The following is a 20,092-nucleotide window of genomic DNA, read 5'->3' as shown; positions in this document are numbered from 1 at the left end:
CTCGCGTAAGCTTTGCGCGGCAGATTACGGGGCGGACCCTCTGCCGGTGACCCATGGCCGATACGTTAGCTGCTAGCCTGCCCAGCCCGCGCCGATTCGGGGCGGACGCCTTCTTTGCGGCCGGCATCGTGACCATGCTCACGATCCTGTTCCTGCCGATACCGCCGATCCTGATCGATCTCGGCCTCGCATTCTCGATCGCACTGTCGGCGCTGATCCTGATGGTCGCGCTGTGGATCCAGCGGCCGCTGGATTTCTCGGCTTTCCCGACCGTGCTGCTGATCGCGACCATCCTGCGCCTGGCGCTCAACATCGCGACCACGCGCCTCATCCTGTCGCGCGGCGGGGAGGGTGAGCACGCCGCCGGCTATGTCGTCGCCGGCTTCTCCAAATTCGTCATGGGTGGTGATTTCGTCATCGGCCTGATCATCTTCGCAATCCTGGTCACGGTGAATTTCGTCGTGATCACCAAGGGCGCGACCCGTATCGCCGAGGTCGGCGCCCGTTTCACCCTGGACGCCATCCCCGGCAAGCAGATGGCGATCGACGCGGACCTGTCCGCGGGTCTGATCGACGACAAGGAAGCCCAGCGCCGCCGCCGCGAGCTCGAAGAGGAAAGCGCGTTCTTCGGCGCCATGGACGGTGCTTCGAAATTCGTCCGCGGCGACGCCATCGCCGGTCTGATCATCACTGCGATCAACATCTTCGGCGGCATCGTGATCGGTGTCACCCATCACGGTCTGACGCTGTCGCGCGCCGCCGACGTCTACACCAAGCTCTCCGTCGGCGACGGCCTGGTGTCGCAGATGCCGGCGCTGATCGTGTCGCTGTCCGCGGGCCTGCTGGTCTCCAAGGGTGGCACCAGGGGATCGGCGGAGCAGGCCGTGCTCCGGCAGCTCGGCGGCTATCCCCGCGCGGTGTCGGCCGCCGCGCTGATGATGTTCGTGCTCGCGCTGATGCCGGGGCTGCCGATGCCGCCTTTCGTGCTGCTCGGCGGCGTCATGGCCTTTGTCGGCTACACCTTGCCCAAGCGGCAGGCGGCCGAGAAGCAGAAGGAAGATGCGCGCAAGGCCGACGAGCGCGCCCAGGCCCAGGCCAAGGAATCGGTCAAGGAATCGCTGAAGACGGCCGAGATCGAGCTGGCGCTCGGCGGGCACCTATCGGTCCACCTCCTGGGCTCGCGAACCGAGCTTGGCCACCGCGTCGCCAAGATCCGCAAGAAGTTCGCCAAGCAATACGGCTTCGTGATTCCCGAGATCAAGCTCACCGACAATCTGTCGATCGATCCCAAGAGCTATCAGATCCGCATCCACGACACCCGCGTCGCCCACGGCGAACTCAGGCTCGGAGAGGTGCTGGTGCTCGTCGACAAGGACGGCAAGCCCGACGTGCCCGGCGAGGAGGTGATCGAGCCCGCCTTCGGCATGAAGGCGTTGTGGGTGACGGAAGCCTTCGCCGACGAGGTCAGGCGGCAGGGCTGCAAGCCGGTCGACAATCTGTCGGTGCTGCTCACGCATTTGAGCGAAGTCATCCGGGCGAACCTCGCCCAGCTGTTGTCCTACAAGGACATGCGGGGCCTGCTCGACCGGCTCGATCCCGAATACAAGCGCCTGGTCGAGGACCTCTGCCCGTCGCAGATCTCCTATTCGGGCCTGCTGGCGATCCTGAAGATCCTGCTGGCCGAGCGCGTGTCGATCCGCAACCTGCATCTGATCCTCGAGGCGATCGCCGAGATCGCGCCCCATGTGCGGCGCTCCGAGCAGGTCGCAGAGCATGTGCGCACGCGCCTTGCCCAGCAGATCTGCGGCGACCTCTCCGACAACGGCGTGCTCAACGTGGTCCGTCTCGGCAATCGCTGGGATCTCGCCTTCCACCAGAGCCTGAAGCGCGACGCCAAGGGCGACGTCATCGAATTCGACGCTGATCCGCGCCTCATCGAGCAGTTCGCGACGGAAGCCAGCGCCGCCATCCGCAAGTTCACCGAGAACGGTACCAGCGTGGTGCTGGCGGTGACCCCCGAAGCCCGTCCCTATGTCCGGATGATCCTGGAGCGGGTGTTCCCGACGTTGCCGATCCTGTCGCATGTCGAAGTGGCGCGCAGCGCCGAGATCCGCGCGCTTGGAGCCATATCGTGATCAGCGGCCTCGCCGACAGCGTGCTGGTGACGTTCATCGTGTTCTGTCGCATCGGCGCCTGCCTGATGTTCGTGCCCGGCTATTCGAGCGTCAACGTCCCGGCCCAGGTCCGGCTGTTCATCGCGCTGGTCACGACGTTCGCGCTGGCGCCGATCCTGATCGCGGTCCTGAAGCCTCTCACGGAGAACGCGGCGCCGCTGTCGCTCGCGCTCCTGATCGGCTCGGAGATCCTGGTCGGCAGCGTCATCGGCCTCGGCGGGCGTGTGTTCTTCCTGGCGCTCCAGACCATGGCGACCGTGATGGCGAGCGCGATCGGGCTGAGCAACATTCCGGGCACGCCGGTCGCCGACACCGATTCGGCGCCGGCTCTCGTGCCGCTGATCATGGCATCGGTCACCACGCTGTTCTTCATGACCGACCAGCACTGGCAGGTGCTGCGCGGGCTGATGAACTCCTACGATGTCTGGCATCCCGGCGGCAGGATCGGCGGCGGCATGGCGCTCGACCAATTTGTCGGTCGCCTCTCCGAAGCGTTCGTGCTGACGCTGCGCATCAGTAGCCCATTCATCGTCTATTCCGTCGTCGTCAATTTCGCGGTCGGTCTGATCAACAAGCTGACGCCGGCGATTCCGGTCTATTTCATCTCAACGCCCTTCGTGCTGTTCGGCGGCTTCCTGCTGCTCTACCTCACCAGCGACGAGCTCTTGACGCAGTTCATCCTCGGCGTCTCCTCCTGGCTGGCGGAGTGACAGATCATGAAGTCGCGCGCGGACAAGCTTGGTCGGATGGTCTCGCTGGTGAAGCTTCAGCTCCGGCTGTCCGAGTGGCAGCTCGCGCACCTGCGGCAGCAGGAGCGCAGCCTGCAGGACGAGCAGGAATGGCTGGTCGGCGCACTGAACGAGGGCAAGCCGCCGGTGGGATCGTCGAGCGAGTCGATCGCACGGCGGCTCAACAGGACAAGCGTCGGCGCGCGCGCCGTGCAGGAGCAGGCCTCGCGGCAACTCGACCAGGTCCGCCTCGAGACCCGCCGCGTGAAGCAGCTCGAGGAAGTCGCCAAGGCGGCGCTCGCAGAGAAGCTTCGCGACGCCGAAAAGCGCTCGCTCGAGGAAATCACGGGAACAAGCCTTACCGTGCGCGCGTGGACGCCACGGCCAGCCAGCCGGAACAAGACATGATCGTGACAGCGACACCCGACCTCGTCCTCGATGTCCTCGAGGCCGCCGATCCCGTGACGCAGCGCGCGGCGACCGCGAAGCTCGACGCGCTGAAATCGTCGGGCGCCGATTTCGCCGCCACGATGGACGCCGAGGTCAGTAAGGCCGCGGCGGCCGCCGATCAATCCGCGGCGAAGGTCGCCGAAGCGCAGTCGGGTGCGGTGAACGGGCCTCCGGTGCAGGTGATCAAGGCGCCGGCGTCCGGCGAGGTCTACCGGAAGTTCGAAGCCTTCATCCTCCAGACCTTCGTCGAAACCATGCTGCCGAAGGAGTCCGAGGAGCTGTTCGGCAAGGGGACCGCAGGCAGCGTCTGGAAGTCGATGCTGGCGGAGCAACTCGGCAACCAGCTCGCGAAGGGCAAGGGCATCGGCATTGCGAGGCAACTCGCCGCAGCGAATCCGGCGGGACCGGACGTAACGGGGAAGGCCGGATGATGATCCGGAATGGGTGACAGAAGTTGAGGGGTGAATTTCCTATGCAGGCACAAGAAAGCGCGGCAGCCCTGGTGATGGAGCAGCCGGTCATGGATACCGAGGCGATGACGGTTGCGGCAACGTCTCCCGATGCGCTGTTGCCCGTGCTGCTGCCCAATGTCGGCGGCGAGGCGGTGATCGACGGCGCTGACGCGGTAAGATCGGACGAGGTGCGCGGCCTGCTGGCGGCGATCCGCCGGCTCGAAAGCATCGTCGAGGAGGAGACGGTCGCGCTCACGACGCGCAAGAAGATCGATTTCGACGACTTCAGCGCCCGCAAGAGCCGGAGCATGCTGGAGTTCGTTCGCCTGATGCGGGCACGGATGCATCTCGGCAGCGAGGTCGAGATCACCGAGGAGATCCAGCGCCTGCGCGAGAAGCTCGAGCGCAACCGGTCCATCCTCGAGATGCATTACGACGCGGTGCGCGAGGTTGCGTCGATCATCGTCAAGGCCATCAAGGACGCCGAGTCGGACGGCACCTATACCGGTCGTTCAGCGCAGGACGGAAAATGATCAGGGTAGTGCTGGCCGGGCTCTGGGTCTGCATCCTCACGGCGGGCACGAGCTACGCCGTGGCCTATTGGAAGGAAAACGGCAGCCTTTTGCCGGCCAAGGACGCCTATCTCGACGGGCTGCAATACCAGAAGACGCGGGCGCTGAGCGTGCCCATGGTCGAGAACGGCAGTGTGCAGGGCTATATCGTCGCGCGCTTCGTCTACACCGTGGAGGCTAAGGTTCTGCACCAGCTCAACGTTCCACCGGAGCCGTTCGTCGTCGACGAGGCGTTCCGCAGGATCTATGCGGACGACCGCCTCGATTTCAGGAAGCTCGCCCGCTACGATCTATCGATCCTCACGACGGCCATCAAGCAGCGCGTCAACGCGCGGATGCAGGCCGACGTCGTCCAGGACGTCCTGGTCGAGGACTTCAACTACGTCTCCAAGGAAGAATTCCAGTCGAAGCCGTAGGCGTCACCGGACCGGCGTGACGTGGCTTTTCGGAAGCACCACGCCCGATGAGATCCTGAGGCGCCATTCTCATCTCTGCGGCTGCGCCCGCGGTGCGAGGCCTGCATTCGCCGCTCCAGGCTCCTGAAAGTGCAACGGCCCCCGCGAAGATGCTCCGCGGGGGCCGTTGTCGGTTTCGTGGCGGCGCCCTGCCGCGTCAGTTTCCGGCCGGATACGCCGCCGGGGCGGCATGCGCCCTGTTGAGGAGAATGCCGACCTCGTCGAGCTCCTGCATCGACTCTTCGAGGGTCTCGCCGGCCGGGATGTTGAGGCGGTATCCGACGTAGCGCCGGGCCACGATCGCATCGAAGCCGAGGCGGTCACGGAGCTTCTTGCGCAGCTTGCTGACGTGGCTCTCGATCACGCTCTCGTCGAAGGTGGACTCGAAGATGCCGTAGACCGCGTTGAAGATCTGCGTCTTGGTGATCCACTTGCCGTGGTTGCTCACCATATACTCGAGAATGCGCAATTCGCGGCGGGGCAGGGTGAGGGCGTGGCCCGCGATCTCCGGGTCACGTCCGTTGAAGAAGACCTGGATCCTGGTCTCGCAGGGCCTCGGCAGCTCGCCGACCCGGCGGCGGGAGATCGCGGCCGTTCGGGCGAGAATCTCGCGGAGATGAATCGGCACGTGAACGACGTCGTCGACACCCGATTCGAACAGCTCCAGCGTGTTCTTGAGCATCTTCTGGCCGCTCATGGCGATGATGGGAGCCGAGGAGCGCTTCCGCATCGCCCGCGGCAGGCTTCCGCGGGCATCGCAATCCCCGAGGAGGAAGGCGTCGACCGCTGCCAGGTCCGATTCACTGGCAGATTGCAACCAGTCCCAGAATTCTCCGGAGGAGAAGCCGATCGACGATACACCTTCGCGAACGAGCCCTCCAACGTAGCTGTTCGTGACGCTCTCGCGATCATCAACGATAATATACATCAGTCTTTCGCCCCTGTTTCGCACTTGTCGCGGCCGGCAGGTTGTTGTGATGCACCGGCTCGGCGACCATGCTGTTTGACGATATTTCCAGCCCGCGAACCGTTGTTATGGTTTCGATATTCGCGGGCAGCCCTACGCATTCAGTGCCTGCGTTTTCCGCGGGCCTGTTACTTCGACTCGATACTGAACGCTTACTGCGTGAGGCCCGGCGGGTGTCTTACGGATCACCTTGCGGGGCGGATTGAGACAGCGACCTAGAACAGTTGCGCCAAGTTGCCTATTGCGTCCGAACGCTACTGAACTTTGCCGATCTCCTCGCCACCTGGCGAGAATCACTTGAGTAGGACCGTAACAATTGCCGATTCCCGATCAAGCGCGCGTAACGAAGCGGTTGCTATGTGTGTTTGATGCTGTTGATTTGTTGCGAGTTGTTTCTTGGTATCTCCGACCACATCAGTTGATTTTGTTTCTGAACTAGTTTTGCACCGTGTCGGGCCTATAGTTCCGCAAACCTGTATAATCACAGCTATTTTGGGTGGTTCTGCGGGTCACGCACATGGAGGGATTTTCAACCCCGGATTGACTCTGTCCACCGCTTTTCCACATGCGACAATTCGACTCATATGTGGCGGGGGGACTCCAGCTTGGCGAAATCTTGGCGAGTGTGTGTCTTTCGAGTCGCACTCTCGCCGCGTGCGTGACGCTTTTGACTCATTCGCCGTCGCTTTGTGCGTGCTGAAAAGTTTTCGATGCGCACGTTTCAGGCAAGCTTCGACAAATAAATTCGTCGCTCGATAGATCGAAGCGAACGGAGCATTTTCACATGTTGTCCGATGGACAAGCTCGTCCTGGCGCAACCGCCGATGTTGCCGCGGCGGCGCAGCCGGCTCCGGAAGCACGCAACACAAAGCCGACGCAGGCGGCGAAGCCTGCAGCAAGTGCAAAGCGCATGTCGGCCGCGGCGAACGACGAAACTCTGGCAAAAGAGGCGCTCGAGGGCTTGAAGCGCATTCGCGCCAAGGCGCGCCTCGACAAGATGGCAATACCCAAGCCGGCGCCGGCCGTGATCAAGCCGGCCGTGATCGTGGCCAAGCCGCCGCCGCCCCGTCCGACCTGGGTGGCGCCGCTTGCGACATTGGCAGTCGCCGCCATCCTGGTGGTCTGCGCCTGCACCGGCGTGATCGCCTATCTCACCACGCAGCCCGCCCAGAACAATGTCGCGGCCAATGCCGAGATCAGGAATCTGCGCGAGACGGTGGCCCAGCTGCGCAAGCAGCTGTCGGGCGTGTCCGAAAATCTCGACGGCCTGCGGACCGCGGTCGATCAATCCAGCAAGGCAACCAATGATCGCTTCGGCAGGTTCGCCGACAACCTCGACCGCATCGAACGGGTGAGCTCGTCGTCCACGGTGAAGCTCGACAAGCTCGCCCAGGCGCAAGCCCAGGCCCAGGCGCCGGCGACCGTGGCTTCGCAGCCGCCCTCGCAGGCGATGCCGATGCTGGCCTCGGTCGCCGCGCCGGAATTCACGGGTTCGGTGCCTGCGTCCGAACGCACGGCGGCACCGCGAAAGGTGGTCAAGGGCTGGTCGGTGCGCCAGGCCTATGAGGGGATCGCGATCCTGCAAAGCCCGAACGGCGTCATCGAGGCCGTGCTGGGACAGCAGGTGCCCGGCCTTGGCCGCATCGAGGAGATCCGCAGCGAGAACGGACGCCTGGTGGTGGAAACCAGCGGCGGCGTCATCTATTCGTCGCGCAAGGCTACGCCCTGATCGGAGCCTGCCTGTTACTGGCGGTGATGCTCGAAGCTGGTGCAGAGCAGCTCGACTTCCGGCTCGGCGATCGGCGCGCGGAACAGGCGGCAGGAGAACTCGACCGTCGTCTTGCCGTCCGCGCTGGTGCGATCTTCCCGGAGGAAGATGCAGCGCTTGCAGACGTCGGTATGGTGCCGCTGCTCGGCGGCGTCGGACTGATCCAGCACGTGGCGGAGCGCGTCGCGGAAACGGATCTTGGCCTCCTCGTCGAGCACGGCAATCGCCTCGACGAGAACGTTGACGGGGTCGCGCGCCAGGAACTTCTTGCCCTGCTGGGTGACGCTCAGCATCACCGACCGCTTGTCCTTGGCCGAGCGCTTGCGCTCGAGATAGCCGAGCCGTTCGAGCTCGCCGATGATGAACGAGGCGGTGCCGCGCGTAGTGCCGACGTAGCTCGCGAGCGCCGAGGGCGTGCGGGAAAACCGGTTGGCGCGGGAGAGGAAGCGCAGCGCCATCCACTCGCGATCGCGCAAGCCGTGCTTGGTGCCTTCGAACCACAGGATCCGTGCGACCTGCTCCACCAGTTCAATCGATTCACGAGCCAAATTCATTTCAATTCCGGATCGGATAAAGCTTTATTCAATTGAGCCTTTGGGGAGCGCAATCTGGGGGACGACAATGAAGCTCTCGGGCGATCCCTCGTCCTTGGCCGGACGGCGGAGCGCTCTTGGAAGGCGCCTTTTCGGTTTCCCGGAGGGAACCTTCGAACGTGCAACTAGAGCGTCACAAAGAAAGTTCGGGTGAATCGCACGGCTCAACTCTTCGGAAAATTTCAGTCAAATGACTGCGCTTCACCTGCCGGATTCCGATGGCGCGCAGCATCCCGGCAACATGATGTGTCGTTGCCGCCACTGCGCAGCCCATTTGTTGCCGCGGAGTGTTTCGAATTGCGCGAAGCGGCGGCGAGTCTGCAGCTTCTGACCGTGCGGAGTGGGGCGGGAGAACCACAATCTTGGGTTAATGGATGTTGCGCCGCAGTGCGGCCACGCGGTTAAAGCCCGCACACGATCTGTCCCGGCGGACGGCTGATCCGGTCGGGTGGCACGCGTGGTCCTTCGGTGGGCACCGGTGCTCGCGCCAACGAAGGGATGAGGCGGTGGGCATCGTCCTCGCAGGCTGGTGACTTGCGTTTGCCCGGCAACTATTGGCGAATGCGGCGCCCCTGGGGGCACCAGCATGGGAAAGCAGGAAGGGAAAGACCGATGAGCTTTGAAACCACCATGGCATCCGACGTCGTCGGGCTGACGAAAGTCGCCCCGCTCTCGCGCCGCGGATTCATGAGCGCCACCGCGGCCGTCGCCGCCGGCTATACGCTTGCGGCAGGTCCCGTCCGTGCCGACATCATCACGACGGATACCAACGGCCTCCAGGCCGGCGATGCCAGGATCAAGGTCGGCTCCGAGGAGATGCCCGCCTATTTCGCCCGTCCGGCCGGCAACACCAAGGCGCCGGTGATCATCGTGGCGATGGAGATTTTCGGCCTGCACGAATACATCAAGGACGTGACGCGGCGCCTCGCCAAGCTCGGCGCCTTTGCCATCGCGCCCGACTATTACTTCCGCAAAGGCGTCGATCTGACCAGGGTCACCGAGGTCAAGGACCTCTTGCCGATCGTCAACTCCAAGCCGGACGCCGAACTGCTGTCCGACCTCGACGCGGTGGCTGCATGGGCGGGATCGCAGGGCGGCGATACGGCGAAGCTCGGCATCATCGGCTTCTGCCGCGGCGGGCGCACGGTCTGGGAATATGCCGCCCATAGCGGCACGCTCAAGGCCGGTGTGGCCTTCTACGGCACGGTGGTCGACCCCGCCAATCCGCTGTGGCCGAAGAGCCCGATGCAGCTCGCCCCGGAGATGAAGGCGCCGGTGCTCGGCCTCTACGGCGGCGCCGATACCGGCATTCCCGTCGCCCAGGTCGAGCAGCTCAAGGCAGCGCTCGAGCAGAACAAGAAGACGGCCGAGTTCAAGATCTATCCCGATGCGCCGCACGGCTTCCACGCCGACTATCGCGGCAGCTACCGCAGGGACGCGGCGGACGATGCGTGGAAGCAGGCCGAGGCCTGGTTCAAGAAATACGGCGTGCTGAGCTGACGCCGGAGCATGATCCGGAAAAGTGTGCGCGGTTTTCCGGCAAGATCATGCTCGAAAATGAGGGCGGCCCGAGTGGCCGCCCTTTCCTTGTCGAGACGGTCACTTCGTCATCGCACCGTAGACGATGTCCTGGACCTGCTCGCGATAATATTTCCGGAGCTCGCCCGGCGCCGCGGTTCCCACGACAACCACGAGACGCTCCTTCGGGTCGCAGAAGAATTGCGTCCCGTAGGCGCCGTTCCAGGTGAACTCGCCGGGATTGCCAGGGACCGACGACAGGCCCTCGCTGGTGCGAACTGCAACCGAGAGGCCAAAGCCGAAGCCGCCGCGATGCGGCTCGACATTCGCCACGTTGTTCTTGATCTCGGGGCCGAGGTGATTGGTCGTCATGTGATGCACGGTCTTCGGGCCGAGGATGCGCTGTCCCTCGAGCTCGCCGCCGTTGAGCAGCATCTGCCCGAAGCGGACGTAGTCGCCGACGGTTGCGAATGAGCAGGCGCCGCCGCAGTCGAATTTTGTCGGCGTATCGAGCAACTTGATGGCCTGCGGCTTGCCGGTCTGCGGATCGTTGGCGAACGGGCGAGCGAGGCGAGGGCGCTGTGCGTCGGTCGGATGGAAGGTCGCGTCCTTCATGCCGAGCGGCTGCCAGACATTGGCGGCGAGATAGTCGCCGAGCTTCTGCTCGCTCACCTTCTCGACCACGGCGCCGAGCACGTCGATCGAAAAGCCATATTCGAACTCGGTCGAGGGCTGATGCGCCAGCGGCAGCTTCGTGATCCGATCGATGAAGGCCTGGGTGTCGCCTTCGATCGCGGGCGCGACGCCGTCAGGGTATTGCCGCGCCACCGGGCTCGATGAGTCCGGGCGGCCGCCATACATCAATCCGGACGTGTGCCGGTAGAGATCGTGGATGAAGATCGGCGAGGCCTGCGGCTCGAGCTTGAGCGAGCCGTCGGCCTGGGGTGCGCCGACCTTCATGTCGGCAAAGCCGGGATAGTATTCGGACAGCCTGGCCTGGAGCGGCAGCTGGCCCTTTTCCATCAGCGTGAGGCCTGCGACCGCCGCCATCGGCTTGGTCATCGACGCCAGTGCGAAGATCGCATCGACCGGCATCGGCGTGCCCTTGTCCGGATCGAGCATGCCATAGGCCTTGTAGTGCACGAGCTTGCCGTCCCGCGCGACCGCGACGACCGCGCCCGGCACGCGCTTGGCGGCGATCTCGCGTGCGAAGAAATTGTCGAGCCGCGCAAGACCCTGCTTCGAGAAGCCGACGTCGTCGGGATTGGCTTCGGGCAGCGGCGCGGCGTGCGCTGCACTGAACGTGATGGCGGCAGCCGCCGCCGCGATCATGGCGATCGTCTTCTTCATTCTATCCTCCCAGGCGAGCTTATTATGCGAATGGCTCGCTCATGCCTAGATCACGATTGCCCTGAAGCGATGTCAAGCGCGGGCAGGGCATGTCTGGGAGGCGCGAGAGGAGTCGGAACTCTATCGCCCTTCGCCTGCGCGCCACAGCGCATCCAGGGCCTGGCGATAGGTCGGATAAACCAACGTGACGCCGAGCTCGCGCTTCAATTTCGCATTGGAGACACGGGCGCTGCTGGCATAGAAGCTGCGCGCCATCGCCGACATCTCGGCTGTCTCGAACGCCTCTTCCGGCGGCGGCGCGAGGCCCATGAGCTGCGCGGCATAGGCGATCACGTCCTGCGGCGGCGCGGGCTCGTCGTCGCAGACGTTCCAGGTGCCGCCGCTGCCGTGCTGAATGGCGGCCATGATGGCGCTCGCGATGTCGTCGACATGGATGCGGTTGAAGACCTGCCCCGGCTTGATGATGCGCCGGGCCGTGCCTGCGCGCAGCGTCACCAGCGCGTTGCGGCCGGGACCATAGATGCCGGCAAGCCGCAGGATCGCGACATTGCCGTACCCGCCATTGGTCCAGGCCTGCTCTGCCGCGAGCCGCAGGCGCGTGCGCTCGAAGACGGCCCGCGGCGGCGTGTTCTCGTCCACCCAGCTGCCTGCGTGATCGCCATACACGCCGATGGTGGATAGGTAGATGATCTTGCGATGACCCGTTGCCAGCAAGTCTGCGAAGGCTGCGAGTGCGGGATCGCCGGCGCTGCCGGGCGGAATCGATATGAGAAGGACATCGGCGCCGCGGACCAGTTCGGCCGTCTCGCGGGCGGGAGCATTGCCGGAAAAGGCGTGCACCTCGATGCCCGCAAGGTCATCCCGCTTCGCGGGATCCCGCACGGTGCCGGCAATATGCGAGAAGCTGCTGCCGAACTGGCGGACGAAGTGTCTGGCGCTATAGCCAAGGCCAAGGATGAAGAGCCGCATGCGCCTCCCGTGCAGAGTTCCCGTTCGCGCGAGCTCCGCGCCAGTCGCTCATAAGAGATTTTTGGGTCCGGCAAAAGATATTGCGATTTGCCTCGCCCGCCAGCCCGGGCGATTCTCGCCTGGCACAGGGAGGCACCGATCATGCAGGCAGAAGCGTTCGCTCCGGCGCCGGCGGATGCGGCCGATCTGATCCGGCGCGCGGCCGCGCTGATCTTCGATGTCGACGGCACGCTGGCCGAGACCGAGGAGCTGCACCGGCAGGCCTTCAACCACGCCTTCGCCCGCGCCGGTCTCGGCTGGCAATGGGACCGCGCCGTCTACAAGGACCTGCTCCGGGTGACGGGCGGCAAGGAGCGCATGCAGGCCTATCACGCCAGGCTGGGGATCGCCCCGCCTTTGTCGGATGCAGACATCGGCGAGCTTCACCGCATCAAGACCGCGCGTTACGCCGAGCTGATCGAAACCGGCTGCTGCCCGTTGCGGCCGGGCGTGGTGGAACTGCTCGCCGCGGCGAAGGCGCGCGGCCAGCGGCTGGCGATCGCGACCACGACCTCGCACGGCAACATCGATGCGCTGCTGTCGCAGGCGCTGGGCAAGCGCTGGGCGGCGGACTTCGACGCGATCGTCGCCGGCGACGATGTCAGGCACAAGAAGCCGGCGCCGGACGTCTATCTCGAGATCCTGGCGCGGCTGAAGCTGGACGCGGTCGACTGTCTCGCGATTGAGGACTCTGCCAACGGCCTGATCGCGGCCTCGCGCGCCGGAATTCCCGTTCTCATCACCCGCAGCATGTTCTTCTGCGATGACGATTTCAGCGCGGCGCGGGTGGTGCTGGACGATCTGTCGGGGCTTGGATGAGGTCGCCAACAAAAAAGTCGGAAAACAACCCCATGCACAGTAGATCACACGTGCGTGCTCGCTCCGCTCAGTGGACGCGGCGGCTCGTTCTATCGTCCTCAGCCTGCTCGACAATCTGGGCGATCGGGCTCGACTGGTGATGCACCAGGCGCCAGCCGTCGCCGACGCGCCGAAAATGGTTCGCGGCCGCCAAAGCGGTGCCGTCGACGATCTCGATGCAGAGCACGCGGGCGCTGTCGCCGTCGACGATGGCCTGCGGTTCGGCGCAGACGATTTGCGGCCGCTGTGGGTTTTGCAGGATGTCGCGCCAGCTTCCGATCACCGTGGCGCGCCCAATGATGGCCGGCCATCCGGGATGGATGCAGGAAATGCCGTCGTCGTCCGCCCACATCCGTTCCATGCCGGCGAAGTCGCCGCTGGAGAAGGCGGCATAGAAGGCCGCGTTCGCGGCGATGACCTTGCTGTCCTTTGCCATGCCTCTCGGGTGCGGCAATGACAGGCAAAAATCAAGCGCGACTTGCGTTTGATTTTGCGTTCGATTTTGACCGCAGTGCAGCATTGAGGACGCCGCTGCCTGCTTTGTGATCAGGTCGAAACGAGCGTCTCCACCGCCCGCCGCGCGCCATCCTGATAGAGACGGCCGAGCGCCGCGGTGACGGCCTCGCGCAGGCGCGGCTCGGTGCCCAGCGGTCCGAACACCTTCTCGACCCCGAGCAGGGCCGGCGCGAGCCGTTCGGCCACGGGACCAGCCTCGCGTGCGAGGCCTGCGAATTCGGCGGCGAGGGGATCGCGCACGTCGATGGGGCGGCCTTGCTCATCGGTGGCGGTGACGTAGCGCATCCAGCCGGCGACCGCGAGCGCGTGCGTCGCGATCGGCAGGCCCCTCGCGAGGCGATCCTGCATCGCCCCGAGCAGGCGCTGCGGCAGCTTTTGCGAGCCGTCCATCGCGATCTGCCAGGTGCGATGATGCAGCGCAGGGTTGGCGAAGCGCTTGAGCAGCGAGGCGCGATAGGCGGCAAGGTCCGTGCCTGCAGGCATCGTCAGCGTCACCGCAGCCTCTTCCATCACCCGCGCGGCGAGGCGCGCGAAGTGCGGATCCCGCATGGTGTCGGCGATGGTCTCGTAGCCGCCGAGATAGCCGAGATAGGCGAGCGCCGAATGGCTGGCGTTGAGCAGCCGCAGCTTCATCAGCTCGAACGGCTTGACATCGGTGACGAGCTCGACGCCGGCGGCGGCAAGATCGGGCCGGCCCGCGGTGAAGCGATCCTCCACCACCCATTGCGTGAACGGCTCGGTCATGACCGGCCAGGCGTCGCGCATGCCGAGCGCGGATGACACCGCATCGCGGTCGGCATCCGTCGTTTCCGGCACGATGCGATCGACCATGGTGCAGGGAAAGGCGGCCGTATCCGCGATCCACTTGCCGAGATCCTTCGATCGGAGCGCGGCGAACTGCGTCACGATCCGCTGCACGGTATGACCGTTGGCGGCAAGGTTGTCGCAGCACATTACGGTGAAGGGCGGCAAGCCCTGTGCCCGGCGGCGTGCCAGCGCCGCCACGATGAAGCCGGGCGCCGAACGCGGCGCGTCAAAATTGTTGAGGTCGTGAACGACATCGGGATGCCGCTCGTCGAGATCGCCGGTTTGCGGCGTGTGGCAATAGCCCTTCTCGGTGACCGTAAGCGAGACGATGCGGATGGCGGGATCGGCCATCCGCTCGACCAATGCTACCGGCTTCTCGCGCGCGACGACGCTGTCGAGCAGGGCGCCGATGACGCGGTGCTCGGTGCCTTCGGCGGCGCGAACGGCAACGGTATAGAGATGATCCTGCGGGGCGAGGGCGTCGCGCGTGTCCGGGCTGCGCAGGCTCGCGCCGACGATGCCCCAGGACATGGCGCCCGTGGCAAGGCAATCGTCGATGACGACGGCCTGATGTGCGCGATGAAAGGCCCCGAGGCCGAGATGCACGATGCCGGGCGTGACGCGCGAGCGGTCATAGGCCGGACGGCGGATGGCCGGCGGCAAGCGGTCGAGATTGGCGCGGCCAAGGCGCATGGACGTCTCCCCTCTGCTTTGCCGCTGCTTGACATGGCGCCCGTCCTCGGTCAATGCTCCGGTCAATTGGTAAGACCAATTTTCCAAAAATTGGCGGGCCGCGGGTTTCGACGACCCCGCGCGACCCTTCCGGGAGGACCAGCGTGCCGCTGGAAGCTGTGGAGGCGAGACGGCTTTATCGCCAGGTCGCCGATCAATTGCGAAGCCTGATCGACAGCGGCGAGTACGCGGTCGGCAGCCGCTTGCCGACCGAGCGCGAGCTCGCCGAGCAGCTCAAGGTGTCGCGGCCGACGGTGCGCGAAGCCCTGATCGCGCTCGAGGTCGAAGGCCGCCTCCGTATCCGCGTCGGGTCCGGCATCTATGTGATCGAGCCCGCCGCCGTTGCCGCGCCTGCAGCGGCTGCTGTCATCGAGGGACCGTTCGAGCTGCTGCGCGCCCGCGAATTCCTGGAAAGCGCCATTGCCGAGCAGGCCGCGCGCGTCGCGACCAAAGACGATCTGGCCCGCATCGACGCCTCGCTTCTTGCGATGGAGAATGTCGAACATCCCGGTGAAGCCTCGATGGTGCACGACCGCGCGTTCCATGTCGCGATCGCCGGAAGCCTCGGCAATGCCGTTCTGGTGCGCGTGGTCGGCGAGCTGTTCGACCAGCGTCTCAATCCCTATTTCGCGAAGCTTGCGCATTATTTCGAGAGCCCGGGCACGTGGCGCACCGCGCTCGACGAGCATCGCGCGGTGCGCGATGCGATCGCGGCGCATGATCCCGAAGCCGCACGCAACGCGATGCGCGATCATCTGGCGCGGTCCCAGGAGCGCTTTGCGCAGAATTTCGGCGCCGAGAGTGCGGCAGGACCGGTTTCGGGCCACGGCCGTGCGGTGCGAGCGCCGGTAAAGCCATCGAAGCCGAAACCGGCATCGAAGAAGAAGCAGGCTGCGGGCGGCAGCGCGCGGCGGCGATGAGATTGGGCGGCCCGCATCCGCTTAAGGTGCGGGCGAACAAGAAGCAGACTTGAACGATGGAGGAAAAGTCAGTGTTGAAGAAGATGACGATGATGCTCGCGGTCTCCGCCGCGGCGATGTTTGCCACCACTCATGCCGGTATGGCGCAGACCAAGCTCAAATGGGCCCATGTCTACGAGACCTCGGAGCCGTTCCACACCGCCTCGGTCTGGGCCGCGCAGGAGATCGGCAAGCGCACCAACGGGCGCTACACGGTCGACGTTTATCCGGCCTCGCAGCTCGGCAAGGAAGCCGACATCAACCAGGGCCTCTCGCTCGGCTCGGTCGACATCATCATCTCCGGCTCGAGCTTCGCGGCCAAGAGCTTCGCGCCGATCGGCGTGACCTACTATCCCTACACCTTCCGCGACTCGGACCATCTCCTCGCCTACACCAAGAGCGACATCTTCAAGGAGCTCGCCAAGGGCTATGAGGACAAGAGCGGCCACCACATCGTCGCGGTGACCTATTACGGCGTGCGCCAGACCTCGTCGAACAAGCCGATCAAGAGCTGCGCCGACCTCAAGGGCCTGAAGATGCGCGTGCCCGACGTGCCGGCCTATCTCGCAATGCCGCGCGCCTGCGGCGCCAACACCGCGCCGATCGCCTTCGCCGAGGTCTATCTCGCGCTCCAGAACGGCACCGTCGAGGCGCAGGAGAACCCGCTGACCACGATCGAGGCCAAGAAATTCTACGAGGTGCAGAAGCACATCGTGCTGACCGGCCACATCGTCGACCACCTCAACACGGTGGTCGCCGGCGCGCTCTGGAAGAAGCTCAGCGACGAGGACAAGAAGATCTTCACCGACGTCGCGCAGGAGGCCGCCGCGAAAGCGACCGACGAGATCAAGCAGAACGAAGCCAAGCTGGTCGCCTTCTTCAAGGAAAAGGGCCTGACCGTGACCGAGGTCGACAAGAACGAGTTCCGCGACATCGTGCTGAAAAACGTTCCGTTCGAGACGTTCGGTTACCGCAAGGCCGACTGGGAGCGGATTCAGGCGGTCAAGTGACGCGCCCGTCGTTCCGGGGCGACGCGGAAGCGTCGAACCCGGAACCTCGAGATTCCGGGTTCGGTTCTCGGGACCGCGCTTTGCGCGGCCCCGTAGAGCCGCCCCGGAATGACAATGGAGAGGTTTGAGGAGCACACCCATGTCGACCGCCGAAATACACCGGCAGATCACTGCGGACGAGATCGCCCACACCTTCGAGGAGGAGGCGGCGCCGAAGGTCGATCTCGGCGTCTACGCTTTCGAGGACTGGGTGGCGCTGGCGATCTTCTGGGTGATGGCGCTTGCCGTCTTCCTCCAGTTCTTCACCCGCTACGTGCTCAACGACAGCTATGCCTGGACCGAGGAGATCGCGACCTACTGCCTGATCGGCGTGGTCTTCATCGGCTCCTCGATGTGCGTGCGGCTGTCGCGGCACATCCAGGTCGACCTCGTCTACCGCTATCTGCCGCATGTGGTGGCGCGCGCACTGTCGACAATCATCGATCTGATCCGGATCGCCTTCTTCGGCTACGCCATCAAGCTGGTCTGGGTCTACATCCAGATCATCGGCGATGAATCGATGACGACGATCAATCTGCCCAAGGATTACGTCTATTACGCCGTGCTGGCGGGCTTCGTGCTGATGTTCGTGCGCTCGGTGCAGGTGGCCATCCAACATTTGCGACAGGGTTATTCGATCCTCGAACGTCCCGGCGCCTACGACGGTTTTGAAGGGTAACGTCATGCTGCTGTTGCTTGGAGGCTTTCTCATCCTGATGTTGCTCGGCGTTCCCGTGGCGATTTCCATGGCCGCGTCGTCGCTGCTCTACATCCTGGTCAGCGGCGTGACCCCTGATGTCACGCTGGCGCAGCGCATGATCGCCGGCGTCGAGAGCTTTCCGCTGCTCGCCGTGCCGTTCTTCATCCTGGCCGGCAATCTCATGAACATCGCCGGCGTCACCGGCCGCATCTACAAATTCGCGGTCGCGCTGGTCGGCTGGATGCGCGGCGGCCTCGGCCACGTCAACATCATCGGCTCGGTGATCTTCTCCGGCATGTCCGGCACCGCGATCGCGGATGCCGCCGGCCTCGGCACCATCGAGATCAAGGCGATGAAGGACCACGGCTACTCCACCGAATTCTCGGTCGGCGTCACCGCGGCGTCCGCAACGCTTGGGCCGATCATTCCGCCGTCGCTGCCCTTCGTGATCTACGGCATGATGGCCAACGTCTCGATCGGCGCGCTGTTCCTGGGCGGCGTCATCCCGGGCATCGTCATGACGCTGCTGATGATGGCGACCGTCACCTATTTCGCGCACAAGAACAAATGGGGCAGCGATACGCCGTTCTCCTGGCCGCAGCTCGGATCGGCCGGCCTCGAGATCGCCATCGTGCTCGCTTTTCCGATGGCGATCTGGCTGATGGTGCTCGCCGGCCTCTCGGTCAATATGGCCGTCGTCATTGGTCTCGGCACGCTGCTCATTATCGACTGGTACTTCGACTTCTCGGCGGTGATGGCGCTGATGGCGCCGGTGATCCTGATCGGCGGCATGACGCTCGGCTGGTTCACGCCGACCGAAGCCGCGGTCGCCGCGGTGATCTGGTCGCTGTTCCTGGGCCTCATCCGCTACCGCACCATGACGCTGAAGACCGTGGCGAAGGCGACCTTCGACACCATCGAGACCACGGCCTCGGTGCTGTTCATCGTGACCGCAGCCTCGATCTTCGCCTGGCTGCTGACGGTGTCGCAGGCCGCGCAAATGCTGTCGGACTGGATGCTCAGCATCACCCACAACAAATGGGTGTTTTTAGCGCTCGCCAACGTGCTGATCCTGTTCGTGGGCTGCTTCATCGACACCACGGCGGCGATTACCATCCTGGTGCCGATCCTGCTGCCGATCGTGCTCAAGCTCGGCATCGATCCGATCCACTTCGGTCTGATCATGACGCTGAACCTGATGATTGGCCTGTTGCATCCGCCGCTCGGCATGGTGCTCTTCGTGCTCGCCCGCGTCGCAAAGCTCTCGGTCGAGCGCACGACGGTCGCGATCCTGCCCTGGCTGGTGCCGCTGATGCTCGCGCTGATCGCGATCACCTACATTCCCGAACTGACCCTCTGGCTGCCTAAATACATGGGACTCTCCAAATGACCTCGACTGCTCTCGCCGCAACCCTGTTCGGCCCCGAAGACCTGCGCATGATCGAGCATCCGCTCGACAAGCTGGCATCGGGCATGGTGCGCATCCGCTTCGGCGCCGGCGGCATCTGCGGCTCGGACATGCACTACTTCCGCCATGCCCGCACCGGCGACTTCGTGGTGAAGTCGCCGCTGGTGCTCGGCCATGAGATCTCGGGCGAGGTCGTGGAGATCTCCGGCACCGCCGCCAACCTGAAGGTCGGCGACCGCGTTGCGGTCAACCCGTCGCGCTGGTGCGGCCATTGCGTCGCCTGCCGCGAGGGCCGGCCGAACCTGTGCGAGAACATCTACTTCATGGGCTCGGCCTCGAAGACGCCGCATATGCAGGGCGGCTTCGCCAATTACTTCGACGCGATCCCGGCGCAATGCGTGAAGATTCCCGACCACGTCTCCTATCAGGCCGCGGCGCTGGCCGAGCCACTCTCGGTCTGCCTGCACGCGGTCGCGCGCGCCGGCAACATCGAGGGCAAGCGCGGCATCATCTTCGGTGCCGGCCCGATCGGGCTTCTGACCATGCTCGCCGCGCACCGCGCCGGCATGGCCGACGTGACGGTGGCCGACATTGCGCCGGCGCCGCTAGCCTTTGCGACCAAGCTCGGCGCCTCCCATGTCGAGAATGTCTCCACCGGCGAGGAAGGCCTGAAGGCGCAGGCGGCTTCGCGTCCCTACGACGTCGCCTTCGAGGTCTCGGGCACGGCTGCGGGCCTTGCGAGCGCGATCGGCATCGTCAGGCGCGGCGGTGTGGTGGTGCAGATCGGCAACCTGCCGGGTGGCCAGATCCCGACGCCGTCGAACGCGGTGATGGCCAAGGAGATCGACCTGCGCGGCTCGTTCCGCTTCGGCTTCGAGTTCATGACCGCAGTGGAACTGATTGCGGCCGGCAGCGTCGATGTGCTGTCGCTGGTCACCGCCGAGCGGCCGCTGGCGACCGCGCCGGATGCGCTGCGGCTGGCGCTCGACCGCTCGCAGAGCGTCAAGGTCGTGCTCACTGCGAACTGA

Annotated in this window: 20 protein-coding genes; 14 read left to right on the top strand and 6 right to left on the bottom strand. The window is 64.8% G+C overall.

Features of this window, described 5'->3' with window-relative positions; all coding sequences use genetic code 11:
- Nucleotides 1-53: 53 nt before the first annotated feature.
- The 6 genes from flhA to XH79_RS42060 are packed head-to-tail and all read left to right on the top strand — an operon-like array spanning nucleotide 54 to nucleotide 4,792.
- Nucleotides 54-2,135 carry a flagellar biosynthesis protein FlhA gene (flhA, locus tag XH79_RS42085; RefSeq protein WP_212339933.1) on the top strand — a complete coding sequence of 694 codons (2,082 nt, stop codon included), beginning with the start codon at nucleotides 54-56 and terminating at the stop codon, nucleotides 2,133-2,135.
- The gene (gene fliR / locus XH79_RS42080; RefSeq protein WP_271585546.1) at nucleotides 2,132-2,884 is read left to right on the top strand and encodes a flagellar biosynthesis protein FliR; all 753 of its coding nucleotides are present in this window, start codon (nucleotides 2,132-2,134) and stop codon (nucleotides 2,882-2,884) included. The genes flhA and fliR overlap by 4 nt, the downstream gene beginning before the upstream one ends.
- A gap of 6 nt (nucleotides 2,885-2,890) precedes the next feature.
- Nucleotides 2,891-3,310, top strand: coding sequence for a hypothetical protein (locus XH79_RS42075; RefSeq protein WP_271585545.1), 420 nt, complete (start codon nucleotides 2,891-2,893; stop codon nucleotides 3,308-3,310).
- Nucleotides 3,307-3,783, top strand: a complete 477-nt coding sequence (locus XH79_RS42070) for a rod-binding protein (RefSeq protein WP_212339930.1) — start codon at nucleotides 3,307-3,309, stop codon at nucleotides 3,781-3,783. Before XH79_RS42075 ends, XH79_RS42070 begins: the two co-directional genes overlap by 4 nt.
- 41 nt (nucleotides 3,784-3,824) lie before the next feature.
- On the top strand, nucleotides 3,825-4,337 hold the full coding sequence (locus tag XH79_RS42065; protein WP_212339929.1) for a flagellar biosynthesis protein FlgN: 513 nt from the start codon (nucleotides 3,825-3,827) through the stop codon (nucleotides 4,335-4,337).
- Nucleotides 4,334-4,792, top strand: a complete 459-nt coding sequence (locus XH79_RS42060; protein ID WP_212339928.1) for a hypothetical protein — start codon at nucleotides 4,334-4,336, stop codon at nucleotides 4,790-4,792. The genes XH79_RS42065 and XH79_RS42060 overlap by 4 nt, the downstream gene beginning before the upstream one ends.
- 196 nt (nucleotides 4,793-4,988) lie before the next feature.
- Here the strand turns inward: XH79_RS42060 and XH79_RS42055 are convergent, their stop codons facing one another.
- Complete coding sequence (locus XH79_RS42055) at nucleotides 4,989-5,759, bottom strand: response regulator transcription factor (protein ID WP_271585544.1); 771 nt, start codon at nucleotides 5,757-5,759, stop codon at nucleotides 4,989-4,991.
- 823 nt (nucleotides 5,760-6,582) lie between these two features.
- Between XH79_RS42055 and XH79_RS42050 the strand changes: the two genes are divergently transcribed.
- Entirely contained in the window at nucleotides 6,583-7,527 is a 945-nt protein-coding gene (locus XH79_RS42050) for a hypothetical protein (RefSeq protein ID WP_212339926.1), read from the top strand.
- A 14-nt stretch (nucleotides 7,528-7,541) separates the two neighbouring features.
- Here the strand turns inward: XH79_RS42050 and XH79_RS42045 are convergent, their stop codons facing one another.
- Nucleotides 7,542-8,120, bottom strand: a complete 579-nt coding sequence (locus XH79_RS42045) for a MarR family winged helix-turn-helix transcriptional regulator (protein ID WP_183244958.1) — start codon at nucleotides 8,118-8,120, stop codon at nucleotides 7,542-7,544.
- 651 nt (nucleotides 8,121-8,771) lie between these two features.
- On the opposite strand from XH79_RS42045, the gene XH79_RS42040 reads away from it, so the two are divergent.
- The gene (locus tag XH79_RS42040) at nucleotides 8,772-9,659 is read left to right on the top strand and encodes a dienelactone hydrolase family protein (RefSeq protein ID WP_271585543.1); all 888 of its coding nucleotides are present in this window, start codon (nucleotides 8,772-8,774) and stop codon (nucleotides 9,657-9,659) included.
- Between the two features lie 99 nt (nucleotides 9,660-9,758).
- Here XH79_RS42040 and XH79_RS42035 read toward each other — a convergent pair whose 3' ends face one another.
- Nucleotides 9,759-11,027: a serine hydrolase domain-containing protein gene (locus XH79_RS42035; protein WP_271585542.1), complete on the bottom strand. Its 1,269-nt coding sequence runs from the start codon at nucleotides 11,025-11,027 to the stop codon at nucleotides 9,759-9,761.
- A gap of 120 nt (nucleotides 11,028-11,147) precedes the next feature.
- Nucleotides 11,148-11,996 (bottom strand): SDR family oxidoreductase, encoded by an 849-nt coding sequence (locus XH79_RS42030; protein WP_271585541.1) that lies wholly within the window; start codon nucleotides 11,994-11,996, stop codon nucleotides 11,148-11,150.
- A 141-nt stretch (nucleotides 11,997-12,137) separates the two neighbouring features.
- Between XH79_RS42030 and XH79_RS42025 the strand changes: the two genes are divergently transcribed.
- Entirely contained in the window at nucleotides 12,138-12,854 is a 717-nt protein-coding gene (locus XH79_RS42025; RefSeq protein ID WP_271585540.1) for an HAD family hydrolase, read from the top strand.
- A gap of 67 nt (nucleotides 12,855-12,921) precedes the next feature.
- Here XH79_RS42025 and XH79_RS42020 read toward each other — a convergent pair whose 3' ends face one another.
- A complete protein-coding gene (locus XH79_RS42020) occupies nucleotides 12,922-13,329 on the bottom strand; it encodes a nuclear transport factor 2 family protein (protein WP_271585539.1) in 408 nt (135 codons plus the stop codon).
- A gap of 110 nt (nucleotides 13,330-13,439) precedes the next feature.
- The gene (locus XH79_RS42015; protein ID WP_271585538.1) at nucleotides 13,440-14,909 is read right to left on the bottom strand and encodes a mannitol dehydrogenase family protein; all 1,470 of its coding nucleotides are present in this window, start codon (nucleotides 14,907-14,909) and stop codon (nucleotides 13,440-13,442) included.
- Nucleotides 14,910-15,052: 143 nt separating this feature from the next.
- Between XH79_RS42015 and XH79_RS42010 the strand changes: the two genes are divergently transcribed.
- The 5 genes from XH79_RS42010 (at nucleotide 15,053) to XH79_RS41990 (ending at nucleotide 20,092) form a co-directional block, all read left to right on the top strand.
- A complete protein-coding gene (locus XH79_RS42010; protein ID WP_271585537.1) occupies nucleotides 15,053-15,868 on the top strand; it encodes a FadR/GntR family transcriptional regulator in 816 nt (271 codons plus the stop codon).
- Between the two features lie 89 nt (nucleotides 15,869-15,957).
- Entirely contained in the window at nucleotides 15,958-16,917 is a 960-nt protein-coding gene (locus XH79_RS42005) for a sialic acid TRAP transporter substrate-binding protein SiaP (RefSeq protein WP_212340006.1), read from the top strand.
- Between the two features lie 139 nt (nucleotides 16,918-17,056).
- Nucleotides 17,057-17,635: a TRAP transporter small permease gene (locus XH79_RS42000; RefSeq protein ID WP_212339918.1), complete on the top strand. Its 579-nt coding sequence runs from the start codon at nucleotides 17,057-17,059 to the stop codon at nucleotides 17,633-17,635.
- A gap of 4 nt (nucleotides 17,636-17,639) precedes the next feature.
- Complete coding sequence (locus tag XH79_RS41995) at nucleotides 17,640-19,046, top strand: TRAP transporter large permease (protein ID WP_212339917.1); 1,407 nt, start codon at nucleotides 17,640-17,642, stop codon at nucleotides 19,044-19,046.
- A complete protein-coding gene (locus XH79_RS41990) occupies nucleotides 19,043-20,092 on the top strand; it encodes an L-idonate 5-dehydrogenase (RefSeq protein WP_271585536.1) in 1,050 nt (349 codons plus the stop codon). The genes XH79_RS41995 and XH79_RS41990 overlap by 4 nt, the downstream gene beginning before the upstream one ends.

Source organism: Bradyrhizobium sp. CCBAU 45389 (assembly GCF_028128625.1).
GTDB lineage: Bacteria > Pseudomonadota > Alphaproteobacteria > Rhizobiales > Xanthobacteraceae > Bradyrhizobium > Bradyrhizobium liaoningense_B.
This window is presented reverse-complemented; position numbering and strand designations above follow the sequence as displayed.

What these genes read in the sequence shown, in the direction of transcription:
- flhA (WP_212339933.1), top strand. Translation starts at nt 54, where the DNA reads ATGGCCGATACGTTAGCTGCTAGCCTGCCCAGCCCGCGCCGATTCGGG.
- XH79_RS42075 (WP_271585545.1), top strand. Translation starts at nt 2,891, where the DNA reads ATGAAGTCGCGCGCGGACAAGCTTGGTCGGATGGTCTCGCTGGTGAAG.
- XH79_RS42070 (WP_212339930.1), top strand. Translation starts at nt 3,307, where the DNA reads ATGATCGTGACAGCGACACCCGACCTCGTCCTCGATGTCCTCGAGGCC.
- XH79_RS42065 (WP_212339929.1), top strand. Translation starts at nt 3,825, where the DNA reads ATGCAGGCACAAGAAAGCGCGGCAGCCCTGGTGATGGAGCAGCCGGTC.
- XH79_RS42060 (WP_212339928.1), top strand. Translation starts at nt 4,334, where the DNA reads ATGATCAGGGTAGTGCTGGCCGGGCTCTGGGTCTGCATCCTCACGGCG.
- XH79_RS42055 (WP_271585544.1), bottom strand. Translation starts at nt 5,759, where the DNA reads ATGTATATTATCGTTGATGATCGCGAGAGCGTCACGAACAGCTACGTT.
- XH79_RS42050 (WP_212339926.1), top strand. Translation starts at nt 6,583, where the DNA reads ATGTTGTCCGATGGACAAGCTCGTCCTGGCGCAACCGCCGATGTTGCC.
- XH79_RS42045 (WP_183244958.1), bottom strand. Translation starts at nt 8,120, where the DNA reads ATGAATTTGGCTCGTGAATCGATTGAACTGGTGGAGCAGGTCGCACGG.
- XH79_RS42040 (WP_271585543.1), top strand. Translation starts at nt 8,772, where the DNA reads ATGAGCTTTGAAACCACCATGGCATCCGACGTCGTCGGGCTGACGAAA.
- XH79_RS42035 (WP_271585542.1), bottom strand. Translation starts at nt 11,027, where the DNA reads ATGAAGAAGACGATCGCCATGATCGCGGCGGCGGCTGCCGCCATCACG.
- XH79_RS42030 (WP_271585541.1), bottom strand. Translation starts at nt 11,996, where the DNA reads ATGCGGCTCTTCATCCTTGGCCTTGGCTATAGCGCCAGACACTTCGTC.
- XH79_RS42025 (WP_271585540.1), top strand. Translation starts at nt 12,138, where the DNA reads ATGCAGGCAGAAGCGTTCGCTCCGGCGCCGGCGGATGCGGCCGATCTG.
- XH79_RS42020 (WP_271585539.1), bottom strand. Translation starts at nt 13,329, where the DNA reads ATGGCAAAGGACAGCAAGGTCATCGCCGCGAACGCGGCCTTCTATGCC.
- XH79_RS42015 (WP_271585538.1), bottom strand. Translation starts at nt 14,909, where the DNA reads ATGCGCCTTGGCCGCGCCAATCTCGACCGCTTGCCGCCGGCCATCCGC.
- XH79_RS42005 (WP_212340006.1), top strand. Translation starts at nt 15,958, where the DNA reads ATGATGCTCGCGGTCTCCGCCGCGGCGATGTTTGCCACCACTCATGCC.
- XH79_RS42000 (WP_212339918.1), top strand. Translation starts at nt 17,057, where the DNA reads ATGTCGACCGCCGAAATACACCGGCAGATCACTGCGGACGAGATCGCC.
- XH79_RS41995 (WP_212339917.1), top strand. Translation starts at nt 17,640, where the DNA reads ATGCTGCTGTTGCTTGGAGGCTTTCTCATCCTGATGTTGCTCGGCGTT.
- XH79_RS41990 (WP_271585536.1), top strand. Translation starts at nt 19,043, where the DNA reads ATGACCTCGACTGCTCTCGCCGCAACCCTGTTCGGCCCCGAAGACCTG.